The 23,536-nt window shown below is 52.2% G+C and carries 27 protein-coding genes; 16 read left to right on the forward strand and 11 right to left on the reverse strand.

Features of this window, described 5'->3' with window-relative positions; all coding sequences use genetic code 11:
* Nucleotides 1–51: 51 nt before the first annotated feature.
* The gene (locus tag ACZ5PT_RS11055) at nucleotides 52–1,080 is read right to left on the reverse strand and encodes a zinc-binding alcohol dehydrogenase family protein (protein ID WP_464263090.1); all 1,029 of its coding nucleotides are present in this window, start codon (nucleotides 1,078–1,080) and stop codon (nucleotides 52–54) included.
* Between the two features lie 131 nt (nucleotides 1,081–1,211).
* Between ACZ5PT_RS11055 and ACZ5PT_RS11060 the strand changes: the two genes are divergently transcribed.
* A complete protein-coding gene (locus tag ACZ5PT_RS11060; RefSeq protein ID WP_464263091.1) occupies nucleotides 1,212–2,147 on the forward strand; it encodes a LysR family transcriptional regulator in 936 nt (311 codons plus the stop codon).
* A gap of 48 nt (nucleotides 2,148–2,195) precedes the next feature.
* On the opposite strand, the gene ACZ5PT_RS11065 is transcribed toward ACZ5PT_RS11060, so the two are convergent.
* From ACZ5PT_RS11065 to ACZ5PT_RS11110, 10 genes are all read right to left on the reverse strand, one after another.
* Complete coding sequence (locus tag ACZ5PT_RS11065) at nucleotides 2,196–2,819, reverse strand: LysE family translocator (protein WP_464263092.1); 624 nt, start codon at nucleotides 2,817–2,819, stop codon at nucleotides 2,196–2,198.
* A 240-nt stretch (nucleotides 2,820–3,059) separates the two neighbouring features.
* Nucleotides 3,060–3,260 (reverse strand): hypothetical protein, encoded by a 201-nt coding sequence (locus ACZ5PT_RS11070; protein WP_464263093.1) that lies wholly within the window; start codon nucleotides 3,258–3,260, stop codon nucleotides 3,060–3,062.
* Nucleotides 3,257–4,291, reverse strand: a complete 1,035-nt coding sequence (locus ACZ5PT_RS11075) for an FAD:protein FMN transferase (protein ID WP_464263094.1) — start codon at nucleotides 4,289–4,291, stop codon at nucleotides 3,257–3,259. Before ACZ5PT_RS11075 ends, ACZ5PT_RS11070 begins: the two co-directional genes overlap by 4 nt.
* Before the next feature lies 1 nt (nucleotide 4,292).
* Nucleotides 4,293–4,751: an aminoglycoside phosphotransferase gene (locus tag ACZ5PT_RS11080; protein ID WP_464263095.1), complete on the reverse strand. Its 459-nt coding sequence runs from the start codon at nucleotides 4,749–4,751 to the stop codon at nucleotides 4,293–4,295.
* 12 nt (nucleotides 4,752–4,763) lie between these two features.
* Nucleotides 4,764–5,990 (reverse strand): NADH:ubiquinone reductase (Na(+)-transporting) subunit F, encoded by a 1,227-nt coding sequence (nqrF, locus tag ACZ5PT_RS11085; RefSeq protein WP_464263096.1) that lies wholly within the window; start codon nucleotides 5,988–5,990, stop codon nucleotides 4,764–4,766.
* 38 nt (nucleotides 5,991–6,028) lie between these two features.
* The gene (gene nqrE / locus ACZ5PT_RS11090; RefSeq protein WP_464263097.1) at nucleotides 6,029–6,640 is read right to left on the reverse strand and encodes an NADH:ubiquinone reductase (Na(+)-transporting) subunit E; all 612 of its coding nucleotides are present in this window, start codon (nucleotides 6,638–6,640) and stop codon (nucleotides 6,029–6,031) included.
* A 162-nt stretch (nucleotides 6,641–6,802) separates the two neighbouring features.
* Nucleotides 6,803–7,426, reverse strand: a complete 624-nt coding sequence (locus ACZ5PT_RS11095; protein ID WP_464263098.1) for an NADH:ubiquinone reductase (Na(+)-transporting) subunit D — start codon at nucleotides 7,424–7,426, stop codon at nucleotides 6,803–6,805.
* Nucleotides 7,423–8,199 carry a Na(+)-translocating NADH-quinone reductase subunit C gene (locus ACZ5PT_RS11100; RefSeq protein WP_464263099.1) on the reverse strand — a complete coding sequence of 259 codons (777 nt, stop codon included), beginning with the start codon at nucleotides 8,197–8,199 and terminating at the stop codon, nucleotides 7,423–7,425. The genes ACZ5PT_RS11095 and ACZ5PT_RS11100 overlap by 4 nt, the downstream gene beginning before the upstream one ends.
* On the reverse strand, nucleotides 8,186–9,394 hold the full coding sequence (locus ACZ5PT_RS11105; protein ID WP_464263100.1) for an NADH:ubiquinone reductase (Na(+)-transporting) subunit B: 1,209 nt from the start codon (nucleotides 9,392–9,394) through the stop codon (nucleotides 8,186–8,188). Before ACZ5PT_RS11105 ends, ACZ5PT_RS11100 begins: the two co-directional genes overlap by 14 nt.
* The gene (locus ACZ5PT_RS11110; protein WP_464263101.1) at nucleotides 9,394–10,731 is read right to left on the reverse strand and encodes a Na(+)-translocating NADH-quinone reductase subunit A; all 1,338 of its coding nucleotides are present in this window, start codon (nucleotides 10,729–10,731) and stop codon (nucleotides 9,394–9,396) included. The genes ACZ5PT_RS11105 and ACZ5PT_RS11110 overlap by 1 nt, the downstream gene beginning before the upstream one ends.
* A 288-nt stretch (nucleotides 10,732–11,019) precedes the next feature.
* On the opposite strand from ACZ5PT_RS11110, the gene ACZ5PT_RS11115 reads away from it, so the two are divergent.
* From ACZ5PT_RS11115 to dnaB, 15 genes are all read left to right on the forward strand, one after another.
* Nucleotides 11,020–11,811, forward strand: coding sequence for a DUF4198 domain-containing protein (locus tag ACZ5PT_RS11115; RefSeq protein ID WP_464263102.1), 792 nt, complete (start codon nucleotides 11,020–11,022; stop codon nucleotides 11,809–11,811).
* A 12-nt stretch (nucleotides 11,812–11,823) separates the two neighbouring features.
* Nucleotides 11,824–12,156 carry a carboxypeptidase regulatory-like domain-containing protein gene (locus tag ACZ5PT_RS11120; RefSeq protein WP_464263103.1) on the forward strand — a complete coding sequence of 111 codons (333 nt, stop codon included), beginning with the start codon at nucleotides 11,824–11,826 and terminating at the stop codon, nucleotides 12,154–12,156.
* Nucleotides 12,157–12,160: 4 nt separating this feature from the next.
* Nucleotides 12,161–12,463 (forward strand): hypothetical protein, encoded by a 303-nt coding sequence (locus ACZ5PT_RS11125; protein WP_464263104.1) that lies wholly within the window; start codon nucleotides 12,161–12,163, stop codon nucleotides 12,461–12,463.
* A 5-nt stretch (nucleotides 12,464–12,468) separates the two neighbouring features.
* Nucleotides 12,469–13,089 (forward strand): cobalt transporter CbiM, encoded by a 621-nt coding sequence (cbiM, locus tag ACZ5PT_RS11130; RefSeq protein WP_464263105.1) that lies wholly within the window; start codon nucleotides 12,469–12,471, stop codon nucleotides 13,087–13,089.
* Nucleotides 13,090–13,092: 3 nt separating this feature from the next.
* Nucleotides 13,093–14,025: a cobalt ECF transporter T component CbiQ gene (gene cbiQ, locus ACZ5PT_RS11135; protein WP_464263106.1), complete on the forward strand. Its 933-nt coding sequence runs from the start codon at nucleotides 13,093–13,095 to the stop codon at nucleotides 14,023–14,025.
* A 3-nt stretch (nucleotides 14,026–14,028) separates the two neighbouring features.
* Nucleotides 14,029–15,873: an ABC transporter ATP-binding protein gene (locus ACZ5PT_RS11140; protein ID WP_464263107.1), complete on the forward strand. Its 1,845-nt coding sequence runs from the start codon at nucleotides 14,029–14,031 to the stop codon at nucleotides 15,871–15,873.
* A gap of 217 nt (nucleotides 15,874–16,090) precedes the next feature.
* On the forward strand, nucleotides 16,091–16,501 hold the full coding sequence (gene rpsF, locus ACZ5PT_RS11145) for a 30S ribosomal protein S6 (protein ID WP_464263108.1): 411 nt from the start codon (nucleotides 16,091–16,093) through the stop codon (nucleotides 16,499–16,501).
* Between the two features lie 30 nt (nucleotides 16,502–16,531).
* The gene (gene rpsR, locus ACZ5PT_RS11150; protein ID WP_464263109.1) at nucleotides 16,532–16,807 is read left to right on the forward strand and encodes a 30S ribosomal protein S18; all 276 of its coding nucleotides are present in this window, start codon (nucleotides 16,532–16,534) and stop codon (nucleotides 16,805–16,807) included.
* 21 nt (nucleotides 16,808–16,828) lie between these two features.
* Nucleotides 16,829–17,761: a DUF2232 domain-containing protein gene (locus ACZ5PT_RS11155; protein ID WP_464263110.1), complete on the forward strand. Its 933-nt coding sequence runs from the start codon at nucleotides 16,829–16,831 to the stop codon at nucleotides 17,759–17,761.
* A gap of 26 nt (nucleotides 17,762–17,787) precedes the next feature.
* Nucleotides 17,788–18,243: a 50S ribosomal protein L9 gene (gene rplI, locus ACZ5PT_RS11160; protein WP_464263111.1), complete on the forward strand. Its 456-nt coding sequence runs from the start codon at nucleotides 17,788–17,790 to the stop codon at nucleotides 18,241–18,243.
* Nucleotides 18,244–18,338: 95 nt separating this feature from the next.
* Nucleotides 18,339–18,971: a DUF4405 domain-containing protein gene (locus ACZ5PT_RS11165; protein WP_464263112.1), complete on the forward strand. Its 633-nt coding sequence runs from the start codon at nucleotides 18,339–18,341 to the stop codon at nucleotides 18,969–18,971.
* Between the two features lie 171 nt (nucleotides 18,972–19,142).
* On the forward strand, nucleotides 19,143–19,451 hold the full coding sequence (locus ACZ5PT_RS11170; RefSeq protein WP_464263113.1) for a rhodanese-like domain-containing protein: 309 nt from the start codon (nucleotides 19,143–19,145) through the stop codon (nucleotides 19,449–19,451).
* A 1,155-nt stretch (nucleotides 19,452–20,606) separates the two neighbouring features.
* Entirely contained in the window at nucleotides 20,607–21,545 is a 939-nt protein-coding gene (hisG, locus tag ACZ5PT_RS11175; protein ID WP_464263114.1) for an ATP phosphoribosyltransferase, read from the forward strand.
* Between the two features lie 22 nt (nucleotides 21,546–21,567).
* Nucleotides 21,568–21,966 (forward strand): phosphoribosyl-AMP cyclohydrolase, encoded by a 399-nt coding sequence (gene hisI / locus ACZ5PT_RS11180; protein ID WP_464263115.1) that lies wholly within the window; start codon nucleotides 21,568–21,570, stop codon nucleotides 21,964–21,966.
* 117 nt (nucleotides 21,967–22,083) lie between these two features.
* Nucleotides 22,084–23,454: a replicative DNA helicase gene (gene dnaB / locus ACZ5PT_RS11185; protein ID WP_464263116.1), complete on the forward strand. Its 1,371-nt coding sequence runs from the start codon at nucleotides 22,084–22,086 to the stop codon at nucleotides 23,452–23,454.
* Nucleotides 23,455–23,536 lie beyond the last annotated feature (82 nt).

Raw genomic sequence — 23,536 nt, forward strand, 5'->3', positions numbered from 1 at the left:
TCGTGTCGTTTCGGTTAATTTAAATCTGAGTTATTGGCAAATTCGGCGTAATTAAAACCCCTCCAGGACAATTTTGCCGATTGATTTTCCCGATTCTAATTTGGCGTGCGCTGCCTTCAAGTTTGTAGCATTAATAGTTCCCAGGTTTTTACCGACGGTGGTCTGGATAAAGCCCTGGTCAATTAGATCCGCTACGCGGCTCAGCAGACGACTCTGCTCATCCATATCGGCCGCGTTAAACATGGAGCGGGCATACATAAACTCGATGTGCAGCGACAAGCTCTTGAACTTCATCTTCATGACATCCAATGGCTCTTCAGGATCATCGATCATGGCAATCTTGCCGAACGGCACCAACTGCTCGATATAGGTATCGAAGTAAGAATCGGTGTTGGTCAAACTGGCAACGTGCGTCAGTTGACCGATCCCCAGAGCCTCGATCTGTGGCCCGAGGGGTTTGGTATGGTCGATAACATGATCCGCCCCCAGTTTTTCAACCCAGGCCTGCGAGCTTTCGCGTGATGCGGTAGCAATAATCGTGGCGCCGGTGATAGCTTTAGCGAGCTGTAGTAAGATAGAGCCGACCCCACCAGCGGCACCGACAACCAGAATGACCTCATCTGACTTATCGGTTGAATCCGGGGATTGCTGCTTGATAGCCAGATGCTCGAACAGCATTTCCCAGGCGGTGATTGTTGTCAGCGGCAGCGCGGCGGCTTCGGCGTCAGACAGGCTTTTTGGTTTGCTGCCGACCAGACGTTCGTCAACCAGTTGATATTCGGCATTGCAGCCCTGGCGCATAAGAGCCCCTGCGTAATAGACCTCATCACCCGGTTTGAACTGCGTTGCGGCCTCGCCGCTCGCGACCACCTCGCCCACGGCATCCCAGTCGAGCACTTTGTAGTCTCCATCCTCGGGAGCCATCCGCTGACGAATTTTGAAATCGACCGGATTCACCGCAATCGCTATAATCTTCACCAGCAAGTCACGCCCCGTGGCAATCGGTTGAGGTAGTTCTATATCGGTTAAAGATTCAGGATCCGTGATAGGCAGGGTTTTGGTATAGCCAATTGCTTTCATCGTATTTCTCCAGTGTATTTGTTAGTGAAATTTTCCCGTTGTTTTGTCTCTGATAAAATACTAGTCCTTGATTGTCTCGAGATAAACAGTATAATAATTGAAACATTATCAAATATTATTGGATAATCCATATGCTGTTAGAAGATCTTCAAGTCGTTCTCAAAGTGGCTGAGTTTCGTAGCATCACCGCTGCGGCGGCTCATCTGGATATGCGTACCGCCACTGCCAGTGCGGCACTTAAGCGGGCGGAAAGCAGGTTGGGCGTGGAGCTGTTTATCCGCACTACGCGGAGCCTTCGGCTTTCCAGTGCGGGGGAAAGGTACATTCCTCAATGCGAGCAGGCCCTGCTGATGTTGGATCAAGCCAGGCTGAAAATTAAGGATGATCAGGATATTGTCGACGGAGAACTGCGTATTGCAGTGTCATCGGACTTGGGCCGAAACCTGGTGACACCATGGCTTGATGAATTCATGGAAATCCATCCGAATATCACCTTAAGAGCGAATATCAGTGATAGCAAAATCGATTTTTATCGCGATCTCGTCGATATGGCGCTGCGCTATGGCTCACCAGATGAGACGAATCTTTATGGATTTAAAATCTGTAATATTCCGGGAGTGCTTTGCGCAACCCAGGAGTACCTCGATAAAAATGGTAATCCCGAACACCCGCACGACCTTCCGGTACATAACGGACTTTTCTACCAGCTTAACGACATCACGCACGATGTCTGGGAGTTCTCGCAGCGTGGAACAGACTATAAAGTCAAGATGAGTGGCAACCGCGTCTCCAATGATGGCGATCTGGTCAGGCGCTGGTGTGTCGCAGGGAAAGGACTGGCGGTTAAATCCTGCCTCGACATGTCTGCGGATTTGTTAGCGGGAAATGTTGTGAGTGTCATGCCCGAGTTCAAACCGAGAACGACCGAACTTTGGTTGATCTGCCCGAGCCGGCAATTGATTACCCCGGCTGCCCGGCTACTCAGAGATACGTTCAAAAAGAAGAGTAAAGGTATTTTGAAACAATTGATTGAAAAGGGGATTTTAGACGACAGTGTTCTTGCCTAGTTTTGTGCAAATTTAAGCAACTTTTGAAAACGACAGGATATTCATTTTCTACTTTTCGTACAGCAAAGCAACCCCAAAGCCAATAAAAGCTCCGCCAGTTAACTTTGGAAAAAGCTTTCTTGAATTGTCTTTGTGTAAGTATTGTGCCGTTCTTGAGGACAAGAGAGCATAGCCCGCACAGATGAAGCAGGCAAGTCCTTCTACGGTAAGGAAGAGGGTTAAAAATTGTGGGGCAAAAGACCTGGTTGGGTCGATAAAATGAGGAAACACTGCAGTAAAAAAAACGATCGCCTTGGGGTTACTTATGCCGACCCAAAAACCCTTTTTAAATAAAGAAACAAACTCCTTCTGGCATTGATCTGTGAGGTGGTGTTGCTCGTCCTTTTTAAGCAGTGGCGTGTTCCAGGCCTTTACTCCAAGGTAGACGAGATAGATACCACCAATAATTTTTACTACGGCGAGCAAGGTTGAAGAGGCCAGAATAATAGCGCCCAGCCCGAGGGCTGAGATGGTTGCCATAATGATCATGGCAACGGAGTTTCCTAAAATTCCTGCGAGAGAATTTTTAAATCCATATTTGATACTATTCTTAACCGTTAAAATGACCGCTGGGCCAGGGATGGCAGTAATCGTAATCGCCAAGGTAACAAAAATAAGGTACTCGTTAATCATCTGCTGTCTCTCTTTGCTAAGCGGTTTGTTGAGCGAAGCTAGTATCCAGGACCCTCCCCATTTTGTCAAAACTTAGCGGGTTAGATAACCTTTAATACCATACTCAAAATTGATTCGTTACCTCTTCTGGGGAATCATCGGGGGTGGCTGCGAGGGGGAGCAGAACGGAATAAATTCACAACGCAGTTATCTTTTCGGAATGATCGAAATGAACTCTCTGGAGCGCTGATCCTATCGTGTTCAGCATTCCTCTTTCTTGCAGTGCTGATCGGCTTGTCCGCGCATGCTGGCGTCCAACTCGGATTCACAGCGACAGTCATGCTCTTTGTTGGGGGTGTGGCCACAACCGCTACGCAGGCCTTTCTGCCGAATAATAAGTCCAATGGCCAGACCGGTGAAGGACAGCAAGAAGACAATCAGCGCGGCGGCGAATAATTTCATTTATCCTCCTTTGCTATAGAGTCCGCAAAAGCCGGACTTTTATACTCAATCGTCGCATTTTTTTCGTGGAGAAGAAAGTAAGCGGCAATTCCCTTTTTCTCGACCAACAGACGGCCCCGTTCTTCACCCATTACCATCAGTGCAGTCGCCAGTGCATCGGCCCTTGCGCAATTCGGATCGAGCACGGTCACCGAGGCCAACTTGTGGCGGATCGGTTGACCGCTGACCGGATTGAGGGTATGGACATAGCGTTGGCCGTTTTCGACGAAATAGTTGCGATAATTTCCGGAGGTGGCCAGCGCGGTATCGGTCAGCGCAAAGATGGTCGCGACTTCACGCGTCCCTTCGAGCGGTTTTTCAATGGCAATCCGCCAAGGCGTTTTATCGGTTCGTTGCCCTGAAATCTGCAATTCCCCACCGATCTCGACCAAATAGTTGTCGATCCCCTGCTGATTGAGCAGTTCTGCTAGCACGTCGACCGCATAGCCTTTGGCAATCGCCGATAGATCGATGCGCAGCTGCGGATGTTGCTTTTTTAGCGCGGCCGGTTGACGACGCAGTTGTAGCTTCTGATAGCCGACTTTTGCGAGTTGTTCTTCTATCTGCGTGTTGTTGGGAATTTGTTCCGCACGTTTTGCCGCCCCGAACCCCCAGAGTTCGACCAGTGGGCCGACGCTGATATCAAAAGCACCGTCGGTCAGCTCGCTGATTTGCAGGGCAAGTTCGACAACCTGTGCAGTTTCCGCCGAGATCGCGATCCAGTCGCTGCTGGTCTGAATATTGAACCGGGAAACTTCCGATGTAGGGTCGTAGGTTGACATTAGCGCATTGATTTGATCGAGTCTTTTCTGCAGCCGCTGTTTCAGGTTGGCGACATTGGTGCCGGCTGGAAGTGAATGCAGGTTGACCGACCAGGTTGTGCCCATGGTCGAGCCGCCGAACTGCACGGCGGAATTCTGTTCTGGCTGGCAAGCGACTGTCAGGCTCAGCAGCGTGAGTCCGCAGAGCAACAAAAGGATCGTTCGCAGCATACTAAAGATCTGCCAAGCCCTGGGCGTGGCGAATCATTCGTTTCATCGCCTTTTCTTCCTGGTTTTTCAATTTATCAAACAGGTCAGCGGTTTTCTTGTCGCTACAGTGTTCGAGCAGGTGGGCAAAATAATCGATCAGGGTCATTTTATAGCTGACTGCAGCCTTGATCAATTGATCCAGGTCGGTCGCTGCTGAAGCCTCCAGGACTTTCTCCATCGGCTCGGGGAAATTAAACTCCAGCCCTTTCAGCCAATGCTCGAGCACCTGGTGCGGCGCATCTTGACAGAATTCGCTCAAGGCCAGCGCCCGATGTTGTTCGTGATCGATCAGGTAGTCTAGCATCAATTGCACACGCGGCGAGACCTCGCCATCGGCCATCGTCTGATAGTAATTACTGATCTGGCGATGATAATCGGGGGCCAGTTTGTGCAATATGGTTCGTGTCTGTTCAAAGCGCATAGTGTCAGGCTCCTAGATGCCAAAATCATCAAACATGATGTTCTCTTCTTCCACCCCGAGGTTATAAAGCATGTCGCCGGCCGTTTTGTTCATCATTGGCGGACCACACATATAAAATTCGCAGTCCTCCGGGGCGGGATGGGCGGCGAGATAGTTATCGTAAAGATACTGATGGACAAAACCGACCGCGCCAGTCCAGTTATCCTCCGGCAGCGGTTCGGACAGTACCAAGTTCCAAGTGAAGTTAGCGTGTTTGGCGGCCAGCTCATCAAACTCTTCCACATAGAATGCTTCGCGCAGGCTGCGGGCTCCGTACCAGAAGGAAATTTTCCGTTTTGAATGTAGTCGTTTGAGCTGGTCGAAAATATGCGAACGCATCGGCGCCATGCCAGCGCCGCCACCGATAAAGACCATCTCGGCTTCGGTTTCCTTGGCATAAAATTCGCCATAGGGGCCGGAAACTTCGACGCTATCGCCCGGCTTTAAATTGAAGATAAACGAGGACATCTGCCCCGGTGGTGCATTGGGTACTTGCAGCGGCGGCGGACAGACCCGCACGTTGAGCATGACGATGCCTTTTTCCTCCGGATAGTTAGCCATCGAGTAGGCGCGCATGATCGGTTCTTTGACCTCGGAGCGATACTGCCAAATATTGTATTTGTCCCAATCGTCGCGAAAGCGCTCGGCGATTTCCATCTGCTGATATTCGGCAACATGCGACGGTGCTTCGATCTGGATATAACCACCGGCACGGAAATCGAGATCCGCGCCTTCCGGCAGTTCTAGCACCAGCTCTTTGATAAAGGTTGCGCGGCTCAGGTTGGAGCGCACCCGGCATGGCCATTTGCTGATCGAGAAGATCTCCGCTGGCAGTTCGAGGTCCATGTTCTGTTTGACGTTGACCTGACAGGAGAGCCGGTAACCCTCTTTTGCTTCACGTTTGTTGATGTGAGCGGTTTCGGTCGGCAGAATGTCACCTCCGCCGGCTTTAATCTTGACCTTGCACTGGCCGCAGGTGCCACCGCCACCACAGGCCGAAGGGATGAAAATATCGTTATTGCCGAGTGCCCCGAGCAACTTGTCCCCCGGTTCGACTGTTAGCAGTTTGTCAGCATCATCATTGATATTGAGGCTGATGTCACCGGACGGGATCAACTTCGACCGGGCGACCAGAATCAGCGCCACCAGCAGCATAACGATGATGGTAAATATCAGTACTCCCAGGGTGATTTCTGTCATTACCTATTTCCATTGGTAGTTAAAAGATGGGGACGCCATTAGAGTTGAATGCCGGAAAAGGCCATAAAGGCCATCGCCATCAGCCCGGCAATCATAAAAGTGATGCCCAGCCCACGCAGGCCGGCGGGAACATCGGCGTATTTCATCTTCTCGCGAATCCCAGCCAGCGCCACCAGCGCCAGCGCCCAACCGGTCCCGCTGCCAAAACCGAAAACAATACTTTCGGCAAAGTTGTAGTCGCGCTCAACCATAAACAGGGAGCCGCCGAGAATCGCGCAGTTGACGGTAATCAACGGCAGGAAAATTCCCAGCGCATTGTAGAGCTTTGGCACATAGCGATCGAGGATCATCTCTAAAATCTGCACCATGGCGGCGATGACGCCGATGTAGCAAATCAGGCCGATAAAGGTCAGGTCGGTGTCGCCCAAGCCGAGCCACGAGAGTGCCCCCTCTTTGAGCAGATATTGATAAATCAGGTTGTTGGCCGGCACGGTAATGGTCTGAACAACGATCACCGCAATGCCGAGTCCGACTGCTGTGTCGACCTTTTTTGACACCGCCAAAAAGGTGCACATGCCGAGGAAAAAGGCCAGCGCCATATTCTCGATAAAGATCGAGCGGATCAGCAGGCTCAGATAGTGTTCGACCATAAGTGTCCCGTTCGGTTAAGGCTTTTAGGCAGTTTCAAGTCATTTTTGTTGCTGCCAAGGCGCGGAAATGCTGGCCTAGTTGAAACTAAACCGAATCTCCGCAACGCCGGTAGCGGCAAAAAGGGCTGAAAGTGGCAAATGTAATTAACCGGGCGTGACACTTTAATTCTCCTTCTCGACCTGATCGGTTTTCCAGCAGCGCAACGCCCAGATCAGCAGTCCGATGATAAAGAAGGCGCTTGGCGGCAGCAGCATCAGACCGTTCGGTAGGTACCAGCCGCCGTCGCTGACCGTCGGCAGGATGGTGTAGCCGAGTAATTTGCCGGCCCCGAGTAGTTCACGGAAAAAAGCGACAATCAGCAGCACAATACTGTAACCAATGCCATTGCCGATGCCATCGAGAATGCTTAAGCCCGGCGGATTCTTGATGGCGAAGGCTTCGGCGCGACCGAGCACGATGCAGTTGGTGATAATCAGCCCGACAAAGACCGAAAGCTGTTTGCTGATGCCGAAAGCATAAGCTTTGAGAAACTGATCAACGATGATAACCAGCGTGGCAATTATCGTAATCTGGACAATGATGCGGATACTGCGGGGGATCTGCTGGCGGATCAGACTGATGGAGAAATTGGAGCCGACGATGACAAAGGTCACCGCCAGCGACATGACGATCACCGTCTCCAGTTTGGAGGTCACCGCCAGGGCCGAACAGATACCGAGAATCTGCAAGCCGATCGGGTTCTTGTTGAATAGGGGGTCGAGTAAAACATCTTTGGCGCTGCTCATAGTTTGACCCCTTCCTGTTTCAATTTCAGCAGAAACGGTTTGTAGCCATCCTCTCCCAGCCAGTACTGCAGCAGGTTGCTGACGCCGCGGGCCGTCAGGGTTGCACCCGCCAGTCCATCGGCTTGATAGATTGCGTCAGCCGAGTTTCTATCCACCGTTCCTTTGAACACTTCGATGCGGATGTTGTCGGTCTGGTCGTAAATTTTCTTGCCCGGCCACTGCTTTTTCCAGCTTGGATTGTCGATTTCGCCGCCAAGGCCCGGGGTTTCGCCATGCTCGTAAAAGGCGAAACCGTTGACCGTCGTAAAATCGTTGTTCAGCGAGATAAAGCCGTACATCGTTGACCACAACCCCTTGCCGTGTACCGGCAGGATCAACTGCTGCAACCTGTCATTATCCCGCACCAGATAGACATCCATGTAACGGGAGCGCTTCTTTATGGCGCCAAGGTCAAGGGTTGACGGTATCTGGTAGCTGGTTTGTGGGTCACGCGCTGCTGAGCGACTATCGAAAGCAGCGGGGTCAAAATCACGACTGAACTCGCCGGTCTGCAGATCAACGATGCGCGCTTCAATTTTGCCGAACTGTTCTTCGACTGATCGATCGGCTTGATAGAGCCCGGCAGCCTGCAAAATGTTCTTCTTCTTTTCCTCGGCCTTGTTCCTTTTCTGCCGGTCGCTCAAGCCAACCGCTGCAACTGAAACCAGAACCGAGCAGATCAGGCAGAGCAGAAAAGCAACGCTCAGGACTTTGGTCGTGCTATCCCTCGACATGGCGCAGCCTCCGCTTGATGTGAAACTTAAGCACCAGCTGATCGATCAGCGGGGCGAAGACATTGGCAAACAAAATTGCCAGCATCATCCCTTCGGGGAAGGCCGGGTTGACCACGCGGATCAGAATGCACATGCCGCCGATCAAAAGACCATAAAACCACTGCCCCGCTTCGGTCATCGCCCCGGAGACTGGATCGGTGGCCATAAACACCAGACCGAAGGCAAAACCGCCGAGGACCAGGTGCCAGAGTGGACCGAGGGCAAACATTGGATTGGTTGTGCTGCCAATGACGACGAACAGTAAGGAGAGGGCTGCGGCACCGAGCAGTCCGGAGAGCATGATCCGCCAGGAACCGATGCCGGTAAAGATCAGGATGGCTGCACCGAACAGGCAGGCGAGGGTTGATGTTTCACCCATTGAACCGGGGATAGTACCGATAAAGGCATCGAACCAGCTACTCACTGCTGTTACTGCCTGAACGCCGCCTTCGGCCGCTCGACTGAGCGGTGTCGCTCCGCTGATGCCGTCAACGGCTGTCCAGACTGCATCGCCGGAAATCTGTGCCGGGTAGGCAAAAAACAGGAAGGCGCGACCGGTCAGCGCAGGGTTGAGAAAGTTTTTGCCGGTGCCGCCGAAAATCTCTTTGCCGATCACCACCCCGAAGCTGATTCCCAGCGCCACTTGCCAGAGCGGCAAGGTCGGTGGGCAGATCAGCGGAAACAGCGAACCGGTCACCAGAAACCCCTCGTTGATTTCGTGGCCACGCACAATACTGAATAGAGCTTCCCATAAACCACCGACGATGTTGGTCACCAAATAGATCGGCACGAACCAGGCCGCGCCGAGCAGCAGGTTGTCGACCAGACTGTGCGGATTGCCGGCGTAGCCAATCATCTCCAGTAGACCACCGCGCCAGCCTTCGACATTCGCGCCGGTCAATTGCAGGGCACTGTTGGCCTGATAGCCGGTGTTCCACATCGCCATGAAGAAACAGGGCAGCAGGGCGATTACCACGGTGATCATTACCCGTTTCAGGTCGATGGCGTCCCGTACATGTGGCGCTCCAGCGGTTACTTCGCCCGGGGTATAAATAAAGCTATCGGTCGCTTCGAACAGCGGGTAGAGGCGTTCAAGTTTGCCCCCTTTGGCAAAGTGCGGATGAAGCTTGTCGAGACAACTACGTAGTGCTTTCATCAGCCCTCTTTCTCAATCTTCTGCAGGGTTTGGCGTAAATGAGTGCCGTAGTCCATCTTTCCCGAGCAGACAAAACTGCACAACGCCAGATCCTCTTCGTCCAGTTCCAGGCAGCCGAGCTGCTGGGCCAGATCGGTATCCTCGGTTAACAGTGAACGCAGCAACCAGGTCGCGTTGATGTTGAGCGGCATGACCTTTTCAAAGGCGCCGATCGGAACCATCGCCCGTAAACTACCATGACTACTGGTTTTCATCGCTAGTGAACGCTGCGGTCGCAACGCTGAAGCGAACACTTTTTTTAGCGAGAATTTATTGAAACCGGGCAGCCCCCAGCCGAGCAGCTGGCGTTGCCGATCTTCCTGCAGAACGGAAACCTGATTGTGATAACGGCCGAGATAATCGTTGGCGGTCGTAGCGGTGTGGCCAGCCAGCACTGAGCCGGAGATGATCCGGTTTTCGCCTTCGTCGAGTTGCCCGGTGACCAAATCTGAAAGGCAAGCACCAAGCCGAGTGCGGATCAGTCGCGGTTCTTTAACCGCCGGGCCAGAGAGGGCGATAATCCTTTCGCTGAGAATGCGGCCGATGAGCAACAGGTAGCCGATGGCGATCACGTCCTGATAGCCGACGTGCCAGACGCTGCGTTGCTGGTTAACCTTTTCCAGGAAATGGATATGGGTGCCAACCAGTCCGGCCGGGTGGCAGCCAGAGAATTCACTGACGGTGATTCCCTGTGGGACAGCAATCTGCGCTTGCGGCCGTTTGCACAAGTAAACTTTTCCTGCCGTCAGGTGGCGAAGAATCTTCAATCCGGCAGCAAACTCTTTCGCCTTGTCGGCGATAATCAACTGCGGGTCGGCAGCCAGCGGATTGGTATCGATGGCGGTGACGAACAGGGCGGCCGGGCGGGTTCCGGGCGACGGAATTTTGCTGAACGGTCGGGTGCGAAACGCAGTCCACAATCCTGCTTCGAGTAGCAGCGATTCGACCTCGGCGGAAGAAAGCTGCTCGAGTCGTTCTGCCGCTATCGGCGCAAAAGTTTTCTCGCTGCTGCCGGAAATCTCGATGACCAACGACTGAAACACGCGCCGTTCGCCCCGGTTGATGGCTACAACCGTACCTGCTGCCGGTGCTGTGAAGAGGGTTTTTGGATTTTTCTTATCGGAAAAAAGAGGCTGCCCCAGACTGACCGGGTCGCCTAAGCCAACCAACAAGGTTGGTTTCATTTCTTGATAATCACGGCCGATTAAAGCGACCCGTCGCACTGCTGGTCCCTCTTCAATCTGCATGCGAGGTGTACCGCTGATCGGCAGATCCAGCCCTCTTTTTATCTGTACCATGATCGACCTTTAGTGATAAATGCTGTGTTTTCAAGGTGTCGGCGAGCCTGATTTAATTCCTTAAGCTCCTGAACTTTTGCGCTTTTAGTTTAGCAGACTTAGCGCGTAGCGCTGGGGCGAAAAAAATTCTTACCTACCAGTAACACGAAATTTGAATTCGTAGCATTCTTGTTGACACTGATGTTGCCCGGGGAGTAGCTTGTGCTACTAAATAGATATTCGTAACACTTGGTACGGAACCTGCTTTTGGTTTTTGTCGTGTGATCCTTATTCAATGGAGCAGATGGTATGCGCTGGTTACTTATTGCTGTGTTTTATTCGTTGTTATTCTCTTCTTCCTGCTTCGCTCACTTTGGTGCGCTGATTCCTTCCACCGACATTGTCTCTTCCGGCGATTCTCTTGATATCGGTCTGGAGCTGAAGTTTATCCATCCGATGGAATTGAAATATATGCAGATGGAGCGACCGAAAAAGTACGGCGTTTTTGTCCGTGGCCAGCGTCATGATCTGCTCGATTCTTTGCAGCAAGCCAAACGTGAGTGTATCGACCCAACCCAGAATTTCACTTATTGGCTCAGCGATTTCACCATCAAGCGGCCGGGAGATCACACCTTTTATTTTGTTCCGCAGCCGTACTGGGAGCCGACCGAGAATTTATTTATTGTTCATTACACCAAGGTGACGGTTGCGGCGCTCGGACTGGAGGATAGTTGGGATCAGCCGATCGGCCTCGAAACCGAAATTGTTCCTCTGGCACGGCCTTATGGGCTCTGGACCGGAAATCTATTTTCCGGGCAGGTGCTGCTTAAGGGCAAGCCGGTGCCGTTTGCCGTGGTTGAGGTTGAATATCTCAATCAGACCGCTGATATCGGTGATTTCGTGACGCCGCCTGCTGATCCTTTTATCACCCAAGTCGTCAAAGCTGACGTCAATGGGGTCTTTCACTATGCGCTGCCGCGCGCAGGGTGGTGGGGTTTCTCGGCACTTTCCGAGGCCGATTGGACGCTGCCACAAGGCGGCGAGGAAAAAAATGTTGAGATCGGCGCGGTCTTCTGGGTGCATACCCGTGATATGCAATAGGGGTAATTGGATATGCAAAGTATCTTAGTTGGCTTGATGGGTTCTCTGTTGCTGGTCGGTTTTCTTTTTCCGAGCGTCGTTCTGGCACATAAGGTGAATATCTTCGCCTACGTAGAAGAGGGTATCGTCTATGCCGAAAGTTATTTCCCTGACGGCCGAGCGATCGAACAGGGCAAGGTGTCGGTGTATGACAGCCAGGAGCAGCTGCTGCTGGAAGGACAGACCGATAAAGAGGGCTTATTCCAGTTTTCGCTGCCCAAAGAGGATACGCTGCTGTTGGTGATCGATGCCGGGATGGGGCATAGAAATACATTCCAGTTGAAAAAAACTGCCATCAAAGAGTGAGCTTATGACCGGTTTCCGTCAATGCTTTAGCCCTGTTTGCTGTCTGTTGCTGTGCAGTTTCTGGTTTTGTTCGCCCCTCTATGCTGTCGAACAGCAAACAGCAGAAACGCCGCTCGTTGCGCTCCAGCAGGAAAACGCTGCTTTGCAACGCAAGGTTCATCGACTCGAACGGCAGGCCGATGCGTTACGCCAGGAATTGAACGCCCCCGATGCAACGCAGGTTATTGGCGGGATCGGTTACATTGTTGGTCTGTTTGGCGTCGCTAGCTGGTTTGTTGCGCGTAAGAAAACCACTCAGGAGCACTAAAAAGCATGCATATTTCCGACGGCGTTCTGCCGATCAGTGTCGCCCTCGGTAGCGGCGTCGCCAGCCTGGCGGTGGCGGCCTGGAGTGTCAAGCAGATCGCCAGTGAAGATCTGCCGAAAGTGGCGGTGGTGACTGCATCATTTTTTGTCTCCTCGCTGATTCATGTGCCGCTCGGACCGACCAGTGTTCATCTGCTGATCCCTGGCCTGGTCGGTGTTTTGCTCGGTCCTGCGTCGTTTCTGGCGATTATGCTCGGCTTGTTGTTACAGAGTTTGTTGTTTCAGTTCGGCGGTCTGACTGCTCTTGGTGCCAATGCGTTGATGATGGGATTGCCGGCGCTGTTCTGCGGGTTACTGTTTCATAAGCTGCGCGGCAAGACGCAAAAGCAGCACGTCATAATTGGCGCTCTGGCCGGTGGTGGTGGGACGCTGCTGGCGGCGACGCTGCTGGCACTCTTGTTAGCCAGCGGCGGCGATGATTTTTTCGGCGTGATGAAGCTGGCCCTGCTGGCGCACCTTCCGGTGTTTGTCGTCGAAGGGCTGGTTAGTGCTTTTACTGTCTCTTTTCTATTTCGGGTTAAGCCGGAACTGCTCGAGCAACGGCTCGGGTCTCTCTCGCAAGGCTAGTCGATGGACCAAGCGCAAATTCTGCAGCTCCCCGCATTTGTTCTGATCGTTGCCATCGCCCTGCTGGCGGCCTTCTGGTATGTGGCACTGCGGATTGCCAAGTCGTTTGTGCGCGGTGATTCCAACCCGCAACAACAACAACGCGACTGGTCGGTGCCGGTCATCGATGCGTCCGCTGAGGGTGACTCGTTGTTCCATCGCTGGGATCTGCGCTTCAAGCTGGTGGCGCTGCTCGGTTTTGCCTTTCTGGTGGTTGCGACCCGTTCACCCTGGTCAGCGCTACTTGCCATGCTGCTCGCTTTTTCCGCTGTGCTGCTTGCCGGGCTGCCAGTCTCCCGCTCGCTGCGCCGGTTGCTGGCGATGAGCGGCTTTCTCTCCATGTTCCTGCTGATCATGCCATTGACTGCGGCGACCCGCCCTGGCGATAGCTTGATTGTTTTTTCCGGCATCTCATTTTTGTCATTCAATCTGCGCGGCCTGCACCTGGCGCTGGCCATTACCGGTAAAGCCTGCGCCGTGGCATTGCTGATGGAACCGCTCCTGGCGACGGCGGCTTTGCCACGGACCGTCGAGGGATTGACCCGGCTCGGCGTGCCGGAAAAGGTCGGGCAGATGATCCTGCTGGCGCATCGCTATATCTTTGTCTTTTTAGAAGAGGCGCGGCGGATGGCGGTCGGTATGCAGGTGCGCGGTTTCCGTCGCCGCACCAGTATTGAAACCCTGCGGGTGATGGGTAATTTTCTCGGCATGCTGTTTGTGCGCAGCTTTGAGCGCACCCATCGGGTCTATGCCGCCATGCAGGCGCGTGGTTATCAGGGCCGCTTTCCGGCTCCCTTCTATTTTAATGTGAGCGTTGGCGATTGGTTGCATGCTGCGCTCTGGCTGTTGCTCGGGGTCGCCTTGTTGATATTTGATCGCTACTGGCTAGGGGGCTGATCGATGCATGACTTGAGACGCCTACCGCCGATCGATTTTGACGGTACGGCACAGTTTGAAATTCGCGATCTGCATTATAGCTATCCGGGCGGGCAACAAGCTCTGCGTGGTATCGATTTGAGTATCGCCGGCGGTGATCGGATCGCTCTGGTTGGGCAGAATGGTTCCGGCAAGTCGACTCTTATCCGACATTTTAACGGCCTGCTACCGATACAACGGGGCGAATTGATTTATCAGGGGCAGCCGCTAGATGGTGATCATCTGCAGCGCGCCCGGTTGGAAATTGGTGTCCTGTTTCAGGATCCGGACGATCAATTGTTTTGTTCGACTCTGTATGATGATGTCTCTTTCGGTCCCCTTAATCAGGGTGTTTCGTTGGCCGGCATGGAGCCGTTGGTTCGTCAATCGCTGGCTGCGGTCGGGCTAGAAGGACTGATCTACAAGCCATCCCACCATTTAAGTTATGGGCAGAAAAAACGTGCCGCGCTGGCTTGTCTGTTGGCGATGAAACCGCAGGTGTTGATTCTCGACGAGCCGACCGCAAATCTTGATCCCGGGCAGGAGAATCTGCTGGTCGATTTGCTGCGCAACTACCAGGGAACTCTGATCTGTATCACCCATGACTTGCTGTTCGCTTTCGAACTTTGTCAGCGGGCGGTGGTGCTCGATAGTGGTCAGATCCATCATGATTACAGTATGGCGGAACTGGTTGCGCACCCACCGTCAATGCGCGAACATGGTCTCGATTTTTCTTTTCGTCTGAGCGGTTTGGCCGATCGTAAATTGCCGCCGCAAGTTGCGGAGGTTGCTGTTCCCGATCTGGGTACGAGTCCCGTACCTCGCCTTGATGGCGCTCAGCCGGTTGTCGAATTGAGCGATTACCGCTATCAGTATGCCGACGGCACCAGTGCGTTGGACGGGGTCGACTTTGCTCTGCATCTCGGCGAATCGGTCGCTATTGTCGGTGAGAATGGCGCGGGCAAAACAACCTTGCTGAACTGTTTAATGGGGATCTTCAGCGGGGAAGGGAGCCACTTGTTTAATGGCCGATCGCTCGATAATCAGCAACGACAATTGCTCTGGCGTCTGGTCGGGATGGTCTTTCAGGACCCGGCCGATCAGCTGTTTTGTGCCAGTTGTGCCGAGGAGGTCGGGTTTGGACCGAAACAACTTGGTCTGTCCAAAAGTGAGGTTGAGCGGCGGGTCAACGAGGCACTGCAGCGAGTGCGACTGGAGGGCTATCAGGAACGGGTGCCTCTCCATCTCTCCGGTGGGGAGCGCAAGCGCTTGGCGATTGCAACGGTCTTGAGCATGGAGCCAGAATTGTTGATTCTTGATGAGCCGACCGCCGGGCTCGATCCGCAGGGTGAAGAGCTGCTGTTGGAGATTCTGAAGGACTTGCCGCAAACACGGATTCTGGTGACCCATGATCCATTGCTGGTGGCGACCTTGACCAGCCGGACTCTCGTGCTGCATCGCGGCAAGGTGCTGGAGGATTATTCCACGGCCGAGTTTCTTGCCGATCAGGGGCAGAAGGAGCTCAACCTGCTGGCCTTGAGTTATAAAACTGGCTGCTCGAAGGCGGTGCTGGAACTGCAACATCAGCATCAACATTCACATCGACATCGTCACTTCCATGACCATCCTCACCGCCACGGAGAGCTGCTGCATCGTCATCCTCACGATCATGAGCACGAGCATGGGCATCAATACAGCCATCAACATGGGGTGGATAGCGAAGAGCACTGCCACCGTCCCGAGGTTGGTTATCACGAGCATCTCCACCCCGGGCACGAGCATGAAGAACATCAGCATGCGCATGATCCTGACGATTCATTGCCGGGTTGAGTCTTGTTTTAAGTGCTCCGTAGCCGACACGCCACTATCGATTTCCCCTGTCTTGTCTAACACGCCTGAACAGCGTTCTTTTTTTGTCTGAAATGGCTTGAACCGCAGGGTTGATTGTGCTACAAGCTAATGTTTCGTCCGAAGCCGTTGGGGTTTCGGGCCGATCCTTGTTCCGGACCAGTGTCCGGGGCTGCATAATCCGAGAGGAGAAACATTGATGAGAAACTACGAATCACTCTACATCATCCATCCGGAAGTGGTTGGCGACGACCTGACTGCCATGATGGAAAAATTCCAGACGGTTCTTACTGGCCAAGGTGCCGAGATCCACAAGCTGGACAGCTGGGGCGTCCGCAAGTTGGCGTACCCGATCAGCAAGGTTGAGCGCGGCTGCTATGTGCAGACCCTGTTTCGTGCCGAGGCTCCGGTTATCGCTGAATTCGAGCGTCGCATGCGTCTTGACGAGAAGGTCATGCGTTTTCTGACGGTCCGTCATGAAGGCGAATTTGCTCCGATTGAAATTGTTGCTGAAGAAGTAACTGAAGTCGCGACCGAAGAGACCGCCGTCACTGAAGACGCTCCGACTGAAAAAGCTTCGACTGAAAAAGCTTCGGCTGAAAAAGAGTAATCACTTAAATAGCATCCTAGGAGAATATCCATGGCTTACGAAAGACCTGCACGTCCAGCCTCTTCTGCTCCTCCGCGTCGCCGCTTTGGCCGTCGGAAAATCTGCCGCTACTGCGCAGACAAGGGCTCCAAGATCGATTATAAAGATGTCAACAACCTGCGTTACTACCTGTCCGAGCGTGGCAAGATTGTTCCGCGCCGGATTTCCGGGACCTGTGCACTGCACCAGCGTCAAATTGCCGAGGCGATCAAGAACGCCCGTCAAATTGCTCTGCTGCCTTACACTCAGTCGCACGCAACTGGTTAAAAAAGAAAGCCGAAGTCGCTCGTGATAAGAGGACAAGCTGCATTGCTGACTGCGGTCGGCATCGGGATTACGCTGCTCTGTCTGCTGGGAGTCAGCTGGCTCGGCCCCTTGGGGGCGGCGTTTAACCTGCTGACGCCATTGGCGGCAGCTTATCTGAGCATGCGCTACGGTCTGCGGGCCGGCATAGTCGTCGTTGTGGTTGTTAGTCTGCTGCTGGTGCAGTTGGCGCCGCTTAGCTCCCTGTCGACCTATATTGGTTTGTTCGGGGTCGGTTCCTTGCTGCTGCCGTATTTGTTGCTACGGAATATGGCTTGGGATCGGGCGATCTTTGTTTCGGTCGCCGGGGCCGCCATGGTCACGCTGTTGATGGCCTTCGTGATGATTATGTCCTCTGATGGTAGCGTTAATCTGCTGGTCGGAGATGTGATCAAGGCGGAAGTCGATCAGGCGATGCAGATCTATAGGGACTCAGGTTTCAGTGAGTCGCAACTGCAGGAGCTGAAGGACGTTATCAACGGACTGGCTGATTTTATTCAGCAGTACTTCTTTGGCCTTTATCTGACTGGCGTGTTGGCCGTACAGGCTTTATGTCTGTTGTTGTTGCAGCGGCTGAAAAAGAACCATTACCGGATAGCCGGGATCCCTTTTGCCCAGTGGCGTTTGCCTTCCGGTTTGATTTGGCTTCTGATTGTCTCTGGATTCGCGATGCTGGCACCATTGGAGCCGTTGGCTCTGGTCGGTCGCAATTTGTTGGCGGTTTTGTTGCCGCTCTACTTCTTGCAGGGCTTGGCCGTTGTCAGCAGTTTTTTACAGCGCAAGGCGTATCCACCGGTATTAAAAGGGTTGATTTACATGTTGTTGATCATTTTCAACCCGTTACCATTAGTAATTACCGGTGTCGGTATTTTTGACCTTTGGGTCGATTTTCGCCGGCCTCGGGAAAAAAATATTTAAAACTCGTTCTGATACGGAGGAAACTCATGAGTGTCAATATTATCCTGCAAGAGAATGTCGAGGGTCTCGGCATTATTGGTGATCAGGTTATTGTTAAGCCTGGTTACGCCCGTAACTATCTGGTTCCTAAAGGGCTGGCTGTCGTTGCTAGTACCCGCAACGTTAAGGAACTGGAGCATCAGAAGCGTCAACTCGGCCGCAAGCTGGAAAAAGCGACCAAGGATGCTGAAGCGATCAAAGCGCGTGTCGAAAAGGTCACCTGTGAATTTTCCCAGCGGGCCAGTGAAGAAGGCAAACTGTTCGGTTCTGTCACTTCGATGGATCTGGAAGCCAAACTTCAGGCTGCCGGCATTGACATCGACCGTAAGAAGATTCAACTGGCTGAGCCGATCAAGTCGCTCGGTGAGCATGTTGTCCCTGTCAAGCTTGACGCCGGTGTTGTCGCCGAGTTGAAGGTTATTGTCAGTGCCGAAGAAGTTTAATTTTTAGCTTCTCGCGACAACTGAAAGTACTAGGGCGAAAGGTCGAAAGATCTTTCGCCCTTTTTCATGGATGCACAGAAAGGGGATGGGTTTCGATGTCTCAGGAAAATGGTTTTAAACTGCGTAATTTCATTTCACTGCTGATCACTTTCAGCGGTTTGCTGATGATCGTCTCTGGAGTTGTCGCCTATGTCATGCCGGAAGGCCGTATCGCTTACTGGACTGACTGGCGTTACCTGAGCTTGGCGAAAGAACAATGGGGCACTATCCATACGGTGCTTGGGTTTGTTTTTTTCCTGTCGACCCTGTTTCATGTTTTCTACAACTGGTCGGCGCTGATGACCTACCTGAAGGACCGGGTTAAAAAGACCTTCTGCATGCGTAAAGAGTTGCTGGCTGCCATTATTGTTACCGTTCTCTGTACCCATGGCAGTATTGCCGGGGTGCCGCCGTTTACGTCGATTATGGATCTCGGTAAAATGGCGAAAAAGACCTGGTACGCCGGGCAGGACGTGCACCCGCCTTTCCCCCATGCGGAAATTATGACTCTTAAGCAGCTGACCAGTAAGCTCAATCTAAACCTGGATGGCTCTTTAGCCTATCTGCATGAGCAGGGGTTTACAGAGGCGGACGGCAAGTCAACATTGAAGGACTTGGTCGAACGAAACGAGTTGTCGCCGGGACAGGTTTTTGACGCGATGATGATGGATGATCGAGTATACCAATAGCACCGCCGAGCTTTTGCAGGCTTTTTTATTTTTCTCTGAATAAAAGATTAAAAGTTGAAATAGTCATCATCTTCGACGTTTTTTGGCAGGTGATTGATGAGAAGTCCCCACAGGAGTTGTGATACGATTGGATATCGTACGAATTGGCTCAACTCTTATGGAGGAAGCATCTTGCAAGCAAAAGAATTGATGCGGCGTTTAAAGTCGAAAACCCCGCCCACGGTAGTTGATGTGCGCAGCAAGATCGAGTTTCGTGGCGGGCATATTCCGGGAGCGAAACATGTGCCGATGTGGAAAGTCTTGTTCCGGCTTGCCAAGCTACCAAGTGACAAAAATTCCGAATTGGTGTTGATGTGTGAGCATGGGCCACGCGCGCAGATGGTGCAAGGGCTTTTAGCGCGGCGCGGTTATCTTAACCTGACACTGTTGGATGGGCACATGAAAGGCTGGCGCAGAGCCGGACTGAAAACAGACAAGTAAGCATAGGTCTTCGAATTACATCTCAAGCGAGCGTGGGCACGTCAAGACTTACCAGTTGTGAAAAAGCCGCCTAACCATGGACAGCTAGTTTACTTAAAACTACCTATATTTGACAATCTGTCGAACTGACCGAAAATCCATTTCCAAAAGTGAAACCCTGGTTTTTGATAAGCCGATTATGTACGATATATCCCTGAATGAAGCAAGACTCCTAGAGTTGTCGGTCAAGTTATGAGAACGCCCCGATCTGCATATGTAGGCAGGGGCGTTTTATGTTCAGGAAGTGGTGGTATCTGAGGAACTCCTTTTGCCCAATCTGTTTTTTGGATGTTTATGGTTCTACCTTCCAGTTCAACTCCATAGACTGTTGCTTTTACCGAAAAATTTGACCCATTACCCACACATCTGTCTCCAAAATATCTATATCTATTTTAGGGGTAGCCTTTACTGCCTGTGTGGAGGCAGAACATGCGACAAGCAATAGCAGTATTGATAGACTAACAATGAAGTTTAAAGCTCTAAGCCAACAGAAGTCTTTTAATACGATCATACCCCCCCCTCACGGAAGAATTCGCTTTGTCGGGTCTCTATTGTTTCTATCGTTTGACTTCTATCACTAAGTTAAGGGGTTACAAGTGCATAGAGGGTTATATTTTGTTAACGGCTGACCCCGTTATAGATTTCAGTTATTTAGATTTTCATCTGTCTGTGTGAAAGTATTGAAGGCCGGAAAGCGAGAATGGCGTCAATTGGCCTTTTCTCAAATTTTAGCAGTTACGACTGTTAAGCATCGTAGGGATAAATTCGCTAAATCGGCCTATCGAATGTCCTGTCAAAATGGATTCGCATATATCCAAGGTGTTCTGAGGCCGGCCGCGTGGTGGTATTTAACCCCGATCCCAACGGAATTTCTCGCCGAGCAAAACCTCTGGAAAACGCCGTGGTGACCGAGGGATTGAAGTAGTTTGCCGCAAATATCAACAGCATTAAGTAAGTCCATTGTGCTTTTGCTACGGGGAGGGTGGGCACTTTATGTAAGGGCAAAAAAACTAGCAATTGATGTTTGTGCGCGAACTTGGCAGAATGCTGCGGATTGTTTTTTTGTCTCTGTGACGTTTTGTTGGCCAAAATCATCAAGCTGTTGAGGGAAATTTTATGGCATACGGTAAAAAAGAAGGCGTTCTCTATTTCGGTATCCCTTCGGGAAGCCTGAACGAACAGGTTCTACGGTTGTTGGGAAAGTCGGGTCGTCCGTTAAAAGCAGGACGTCAATATGAGCTGATGGGCCCCTACGACAAGGATGTTGTCTTTCGGGTGCTCGATCGCAAGGAGATGCCGCAGAAGGTCCGTGACGGTATCGTCGATTGTGGTATCACTGGCAAGGATTACATTTTCGAAGCCGGCATGGAACAGGATGTCGAGGTGCTGGGCGATTTCATCTTCTCCAAGTACACCAACCAGCCGTCGCGCCTGGTGCTGGCCAGCCGTCCGGAACTTGGCATTGAGAAGCCCGAGGATTGCAAAGGGAAAATCATTGCTACGGAGTTGCCGAACCTGACCAGGCGGCGCATGGCCGAACTGTTCGGGATTGAGGATATCCAGATCCTGCGTAGTGAGGGCAAGACCGAGGCGAAGGTCAATATGGGCGAATGCGATGCCTTCACCGATATTACCGAGACCGGTGCTACATTGAAGGCCAATGGCAATAATATCGTTGCCGAATTGTTCACCTCCAATCCGCAGCTGATCGCTAATCGGGATGCCATCGGCAACGCTGCCAAGCTGGAGAAGATGGAAGATATCCGTATCTGCCTCGATGCCGTGCTGCAGGCCGAGCGCGAGCCGGTCTATATGGTTTTCATGGATGTGCCGACCAAGGTTTTGTCGCAGGTTGAGCAGATGCTGCCTTCGGTGGTTTCGCCGACTGTTAGTCCGGTGGTTGATGAAAACTGGCGTAGCGTTTCTGTGGTTATCCGTGAGTCACAATTGAATATCCTGGCGCCGCAGCTGCTGCGACTCGGGGTTGATGGGATTGTCCCGGTTCCAGCGCCGAAGGTCTTTACCCAGGACATGGTCAAGGCAAATAAATTTTGATTTTAAGCTTTAGGAGAGTGTGATGGATAAGAAAGTGTTGGAAGAAGGCAGCGAAGTTTGCATCGATTTTGTAAAGCGCGGCGGTCTTATCCCTGCGGTGGTGCAGGACGTTAAGGATGGTCGGGTGTTGATGCTGGCCTATGTTAACGAGCAGGCTTATGCAACGACCCTGGAAAAGGGGATGGCCACCTTCTGGTCAACCTCACGCAACGAGTTGTGGACCAAAGGGGAGACCTCAGGCGATTTTCTGAAGATTGTCGAGATCCTTACCGACTGCGATCAGGATGCGTTGATCTATAAAGTCGAGCCACAGGGCGGTGGTTCCTGCCATACCAAAGATCCGCAGACCGGCAAGACTCGCGAAACCTGTTTTTATCGTCAGGTCGACTTGACCAGTAAGCAGTTGGTTGCGGTAAAATAGCACCATCCAGAAACGCAGAATTCATTAGCAAAGAAAAGCGGAAGCCGGTCTGGCTTCCGCTTCTTTATTTTCGTCGACTCTGCTATTCTGCAAGATCGATTTAACGCAGGAGTTGATATGGAAGAAAGCCACGGGCAGCGTTTGCCGCCACAGAATCTCGAAGCCGAAATGTCGGTCATCGGCGGGGTCTTGTTAGAAAATGATGCGCTCAACCGGACGATGGAATACCTGACCGCGGATGATTTTTACCGGCAGAGTCATCGTAAGATTTTTGAAGCCTTGATCTTTTTGTCGTCAAAGAGCGAGCCGGCCGACCTGGTGACGGTGACAGCCGTACTGAAGGATCGTAATGAACTGGAGGATGTCGGTGGCAGTAGTTATTTGGCGACGCTGGTCGATTATGTGCCGACGGCGGCCAATATTGTTTACTACTGCAAGTTGGTTAAAGAAAAAGCCATTGCTCGAAATTTGATTAGTGCGGCCACCGAAATAGCCACCAGTGGTTACGAAGGTGGGGATATTAATCTGATGCTCGATGAGGCGGAGAAGTCAATTTTTGAGATTTCCGAAAATCGCGGTGGAAGCTCCTATGCTGCGGTTAAGGATATCCTTAAGGGGACTTTCAAAACCATTGAAATGCTCTATGAACGCAAGGAGTTGGTTACCGGGGTGCCGACCGGTTATAACGACCTCGACAAGATTACCGCTGGTATGCAAGGTGGCGATCTGATCATTATTGCCGGTCGTCCGTCGATGGGGAAGACCGCTTTTGCTCTTAATATGGCCGAGTACGCAACGACCCACGCCGAGCCCAAGGTACCGACGGCGGTTTTTTCACTGGAGATGAGCAAGGAATCGTTGGTGCAGCGGATGCTCTGTTCGGTTGCTAAGGTTGATGCCGGGCGGTTACGTATTGGTAATCTCGGAGAATCGGATTGGCCAAAGTTGACGATGGGCGCCGGACAGCTGAGTGAGTCGCCACTATTTATCGATGATACCCCGGCAATTACAGTCATGGATCTGCGCTCTAAGGCACGACGACTGAAGGCCGATCACGGCCTGGGGATGATCGTTGTTGATTACCTGCAGTTGATGCGTGGCAGTACCACCGAGAACCGGCAGCAGGAAATCTCCGAAATTTCCCGTTCCCTTAAGGCGCTGGCCAAAGAACTTAATGTGCCGGTTATTGCTCTGTCGCAGCTAAACCGTTCACTGGAGAGCAGGACCGATCGTCGGCCGATGATGTCTGACTTGCGGGAGTCGGGTGCCATCGAGCAGGATGCCGACGTTATCATGTTTGTTTACCGTGAAGCTGTCTACTGTGATGCCTGTAAAAAACGCGATAGCACCTGTGATCAAGGGCACGAAAATGATGCCGAAATTATCATCGGCAAGCAGCGGAACGGCTCGCTCGGGATTGTCAATCTGACCTTTCGTGGTCAGTTTACACGTTTCGAAAATCAGGCCAAGCGGAACGATGGTTATTAGCGAAACCGCAGCTTGTTTTTACTGTAAGTCATAAAAAATCCCCGGCAGATTGGAGTCTGTCGGGGATTTTTTGTTTTTAGGT

Source organism: Desulfuromusa ferrireducens (genome assembly GCF_055389805.1).

Coding starts and splice junctions, on each gene's coding strand:
- ACZ5PT_RS11055 (WP_464263090.1), bottom strand. CDS start 1,080: ATGAAAGCAATTGGCTATACCAAAACCCTGCCTATCACGGATCCTGAA.
- ACZ5PT_RS11110 (WP_464263101.1), bottom strand. CDS start 10,731: ATGGTACAGATAAAAAGAGGGCTGGATCTGCCGATCAGCGGTACACCT.
- hisG (WP_464263114.1), top strand. CDS start 20,607: ATGGCATACGGTAAAAAAGAAGGCGTTCTCTATTTCGGTATCCCTTCG.
- ACZ5PT_RS11080 (WP_464263095.1), bottom strand. CDS start 4,751: ATGCGCTTTGAACAGACACGAACCATATTGCACAAACTGGCCCCCGAT.
- rpsR (WP_464263109.1), top strand. CDS start 16,532: ATGGCTTACGAAAGACCTGCACGTCCAGCCTCTTCTGCTCCTCCGCGT.
- ACZ5PT_RS11065 (WP_464263092.1), bottom strand. CDS start 2,819: ATGATTAACGAGTACCTTATTTTTGTTACCTTGGCGATTACGATTACT.
- ACZ5PT_RS11095 (WP_464263098.1), bottom strand. CDS start 7,426: ATGAGCAGCGCCAAAGATGTTTTACTCGACCCCCTATTCAACAAGAAC.
- ACZ5PT_RS11125 (WP_464263104.1), top strand. CDS start 12,161: ATGACCGGTTTCCGTCAATGCTTTAGCCCTGTTTGCTGTCTGTTGCTG.
- ACZ5PT_RS11070 (WP_464263093.1), bottom strand. CDS start 3,260: ATGAAATTATTCGCCGCCGCGCTGATTGTCTTCTTGCTGTCCTTCACC.
- ACZ5PT_RS11120 (WP_464263103.1), top strand. CDS start 11,824: ATGCAAAGTATCTTAGTTGGCTTGATGGGTTCTCTGTTGCTGGTCGGT.
- ACZ5PT_RS11075 (WP_464263094.1), bottom strand. CDS start 4,291: ATGCTGCGAACGATCCTTTTGTTGCTCTGCGGACTCACGCTGCTGAGC.
- ACZ5PT_RS11060 (WP_464263091.1), top strand. CDS start 1,212: ATGCTGTTAGAAGATCTTCAAGTCGTTCTCAAAGTGGCTGAGTTTCGT.
- cbiQ (WP_464263106.1), top strand. CDS start 13,093: ATGGACCAAGCGCAAATTCTGCAGCTCCCCGCATTTGTTCTGATCGTT.
- nqrE (WP_464263097.1), bottom strand. CDS start 6,640: ATGGTCGAACACTATCTGAGCCTGCTGATCCGCTCGATCTTTATCGAG.
- ACZ5PT_RS11115 (WP_464263102.1), top strand. CDS start 11,020: ATGCGCTGGTTACTTATTGCTGTGTTTTATTCGTTGTTATTCTCTTCT.
- ACZ5PT_RS11165 (WP_464263112.1), top strand. CDS start 18,339: ATGTCTCAGGAAAATGGTTTTAAACTGCGTAATTTCATTTCACTGCTG.
- hisI (WP_464263115.1), top strand. CDS start 21,568: ATGGATAAGAAAGTGTTGGAAGAAGGCAGCGAAGTTTGCATCGATTTT.
- cbiM (WP_464263105.1), top strand. CDS start 12,469: ATGCATATTTCCGACGGCGTTCTGCCGATCAGTGTCGCCCTCGGTAGC.
- ACZ5PT_RS11105 (WP_464263100.1), bottom strand. CDS start 9,394: ATGAAAGCACTACGTAGTTGTCTCGACAAGCTTCATCCGCACTTTGCC.
- nqrF (WP_464263096.1), bottom strand. CDS start 5,990: ATGACAGAAATCACCCTGGGAGTACTGATATTTACCATCATCGTTATG.
- dnaB (WP_464263116.1), top strand. CDS start 22,084: ATGGAAGAAAGCCACGGGCAGCGTTTGCCGCCACAGAATCTCGAAGCC.
- ACZ5PT_RS11100 (WP_464263099.1), bottom strand. CDS start 8,199: ATGTCGAGGGATAGCACGACCAAAGTCCTGAGCGTTGCTTTTCTGCTC.
- rpsF (WP_464263108.1), top strand. CDS start 16,091: ATGAGAAACTACGAATCACTCTACATCATCCATCCGGAAGTGGTTGGC.
- rplI (WP_464263111.1), top strand. CDS start 17,788: ATGAGTGTCAATATTATCCTGCAAGAGAATGTCGAGGGTCTCGGCATT.
- ACZ5PT_RS11140 (WP_464263107.1), top strand. CDS start 14,029: ATGCATGACTTGAGACGCCTACCGCCGATCGATTTTGACGGTACGGCA.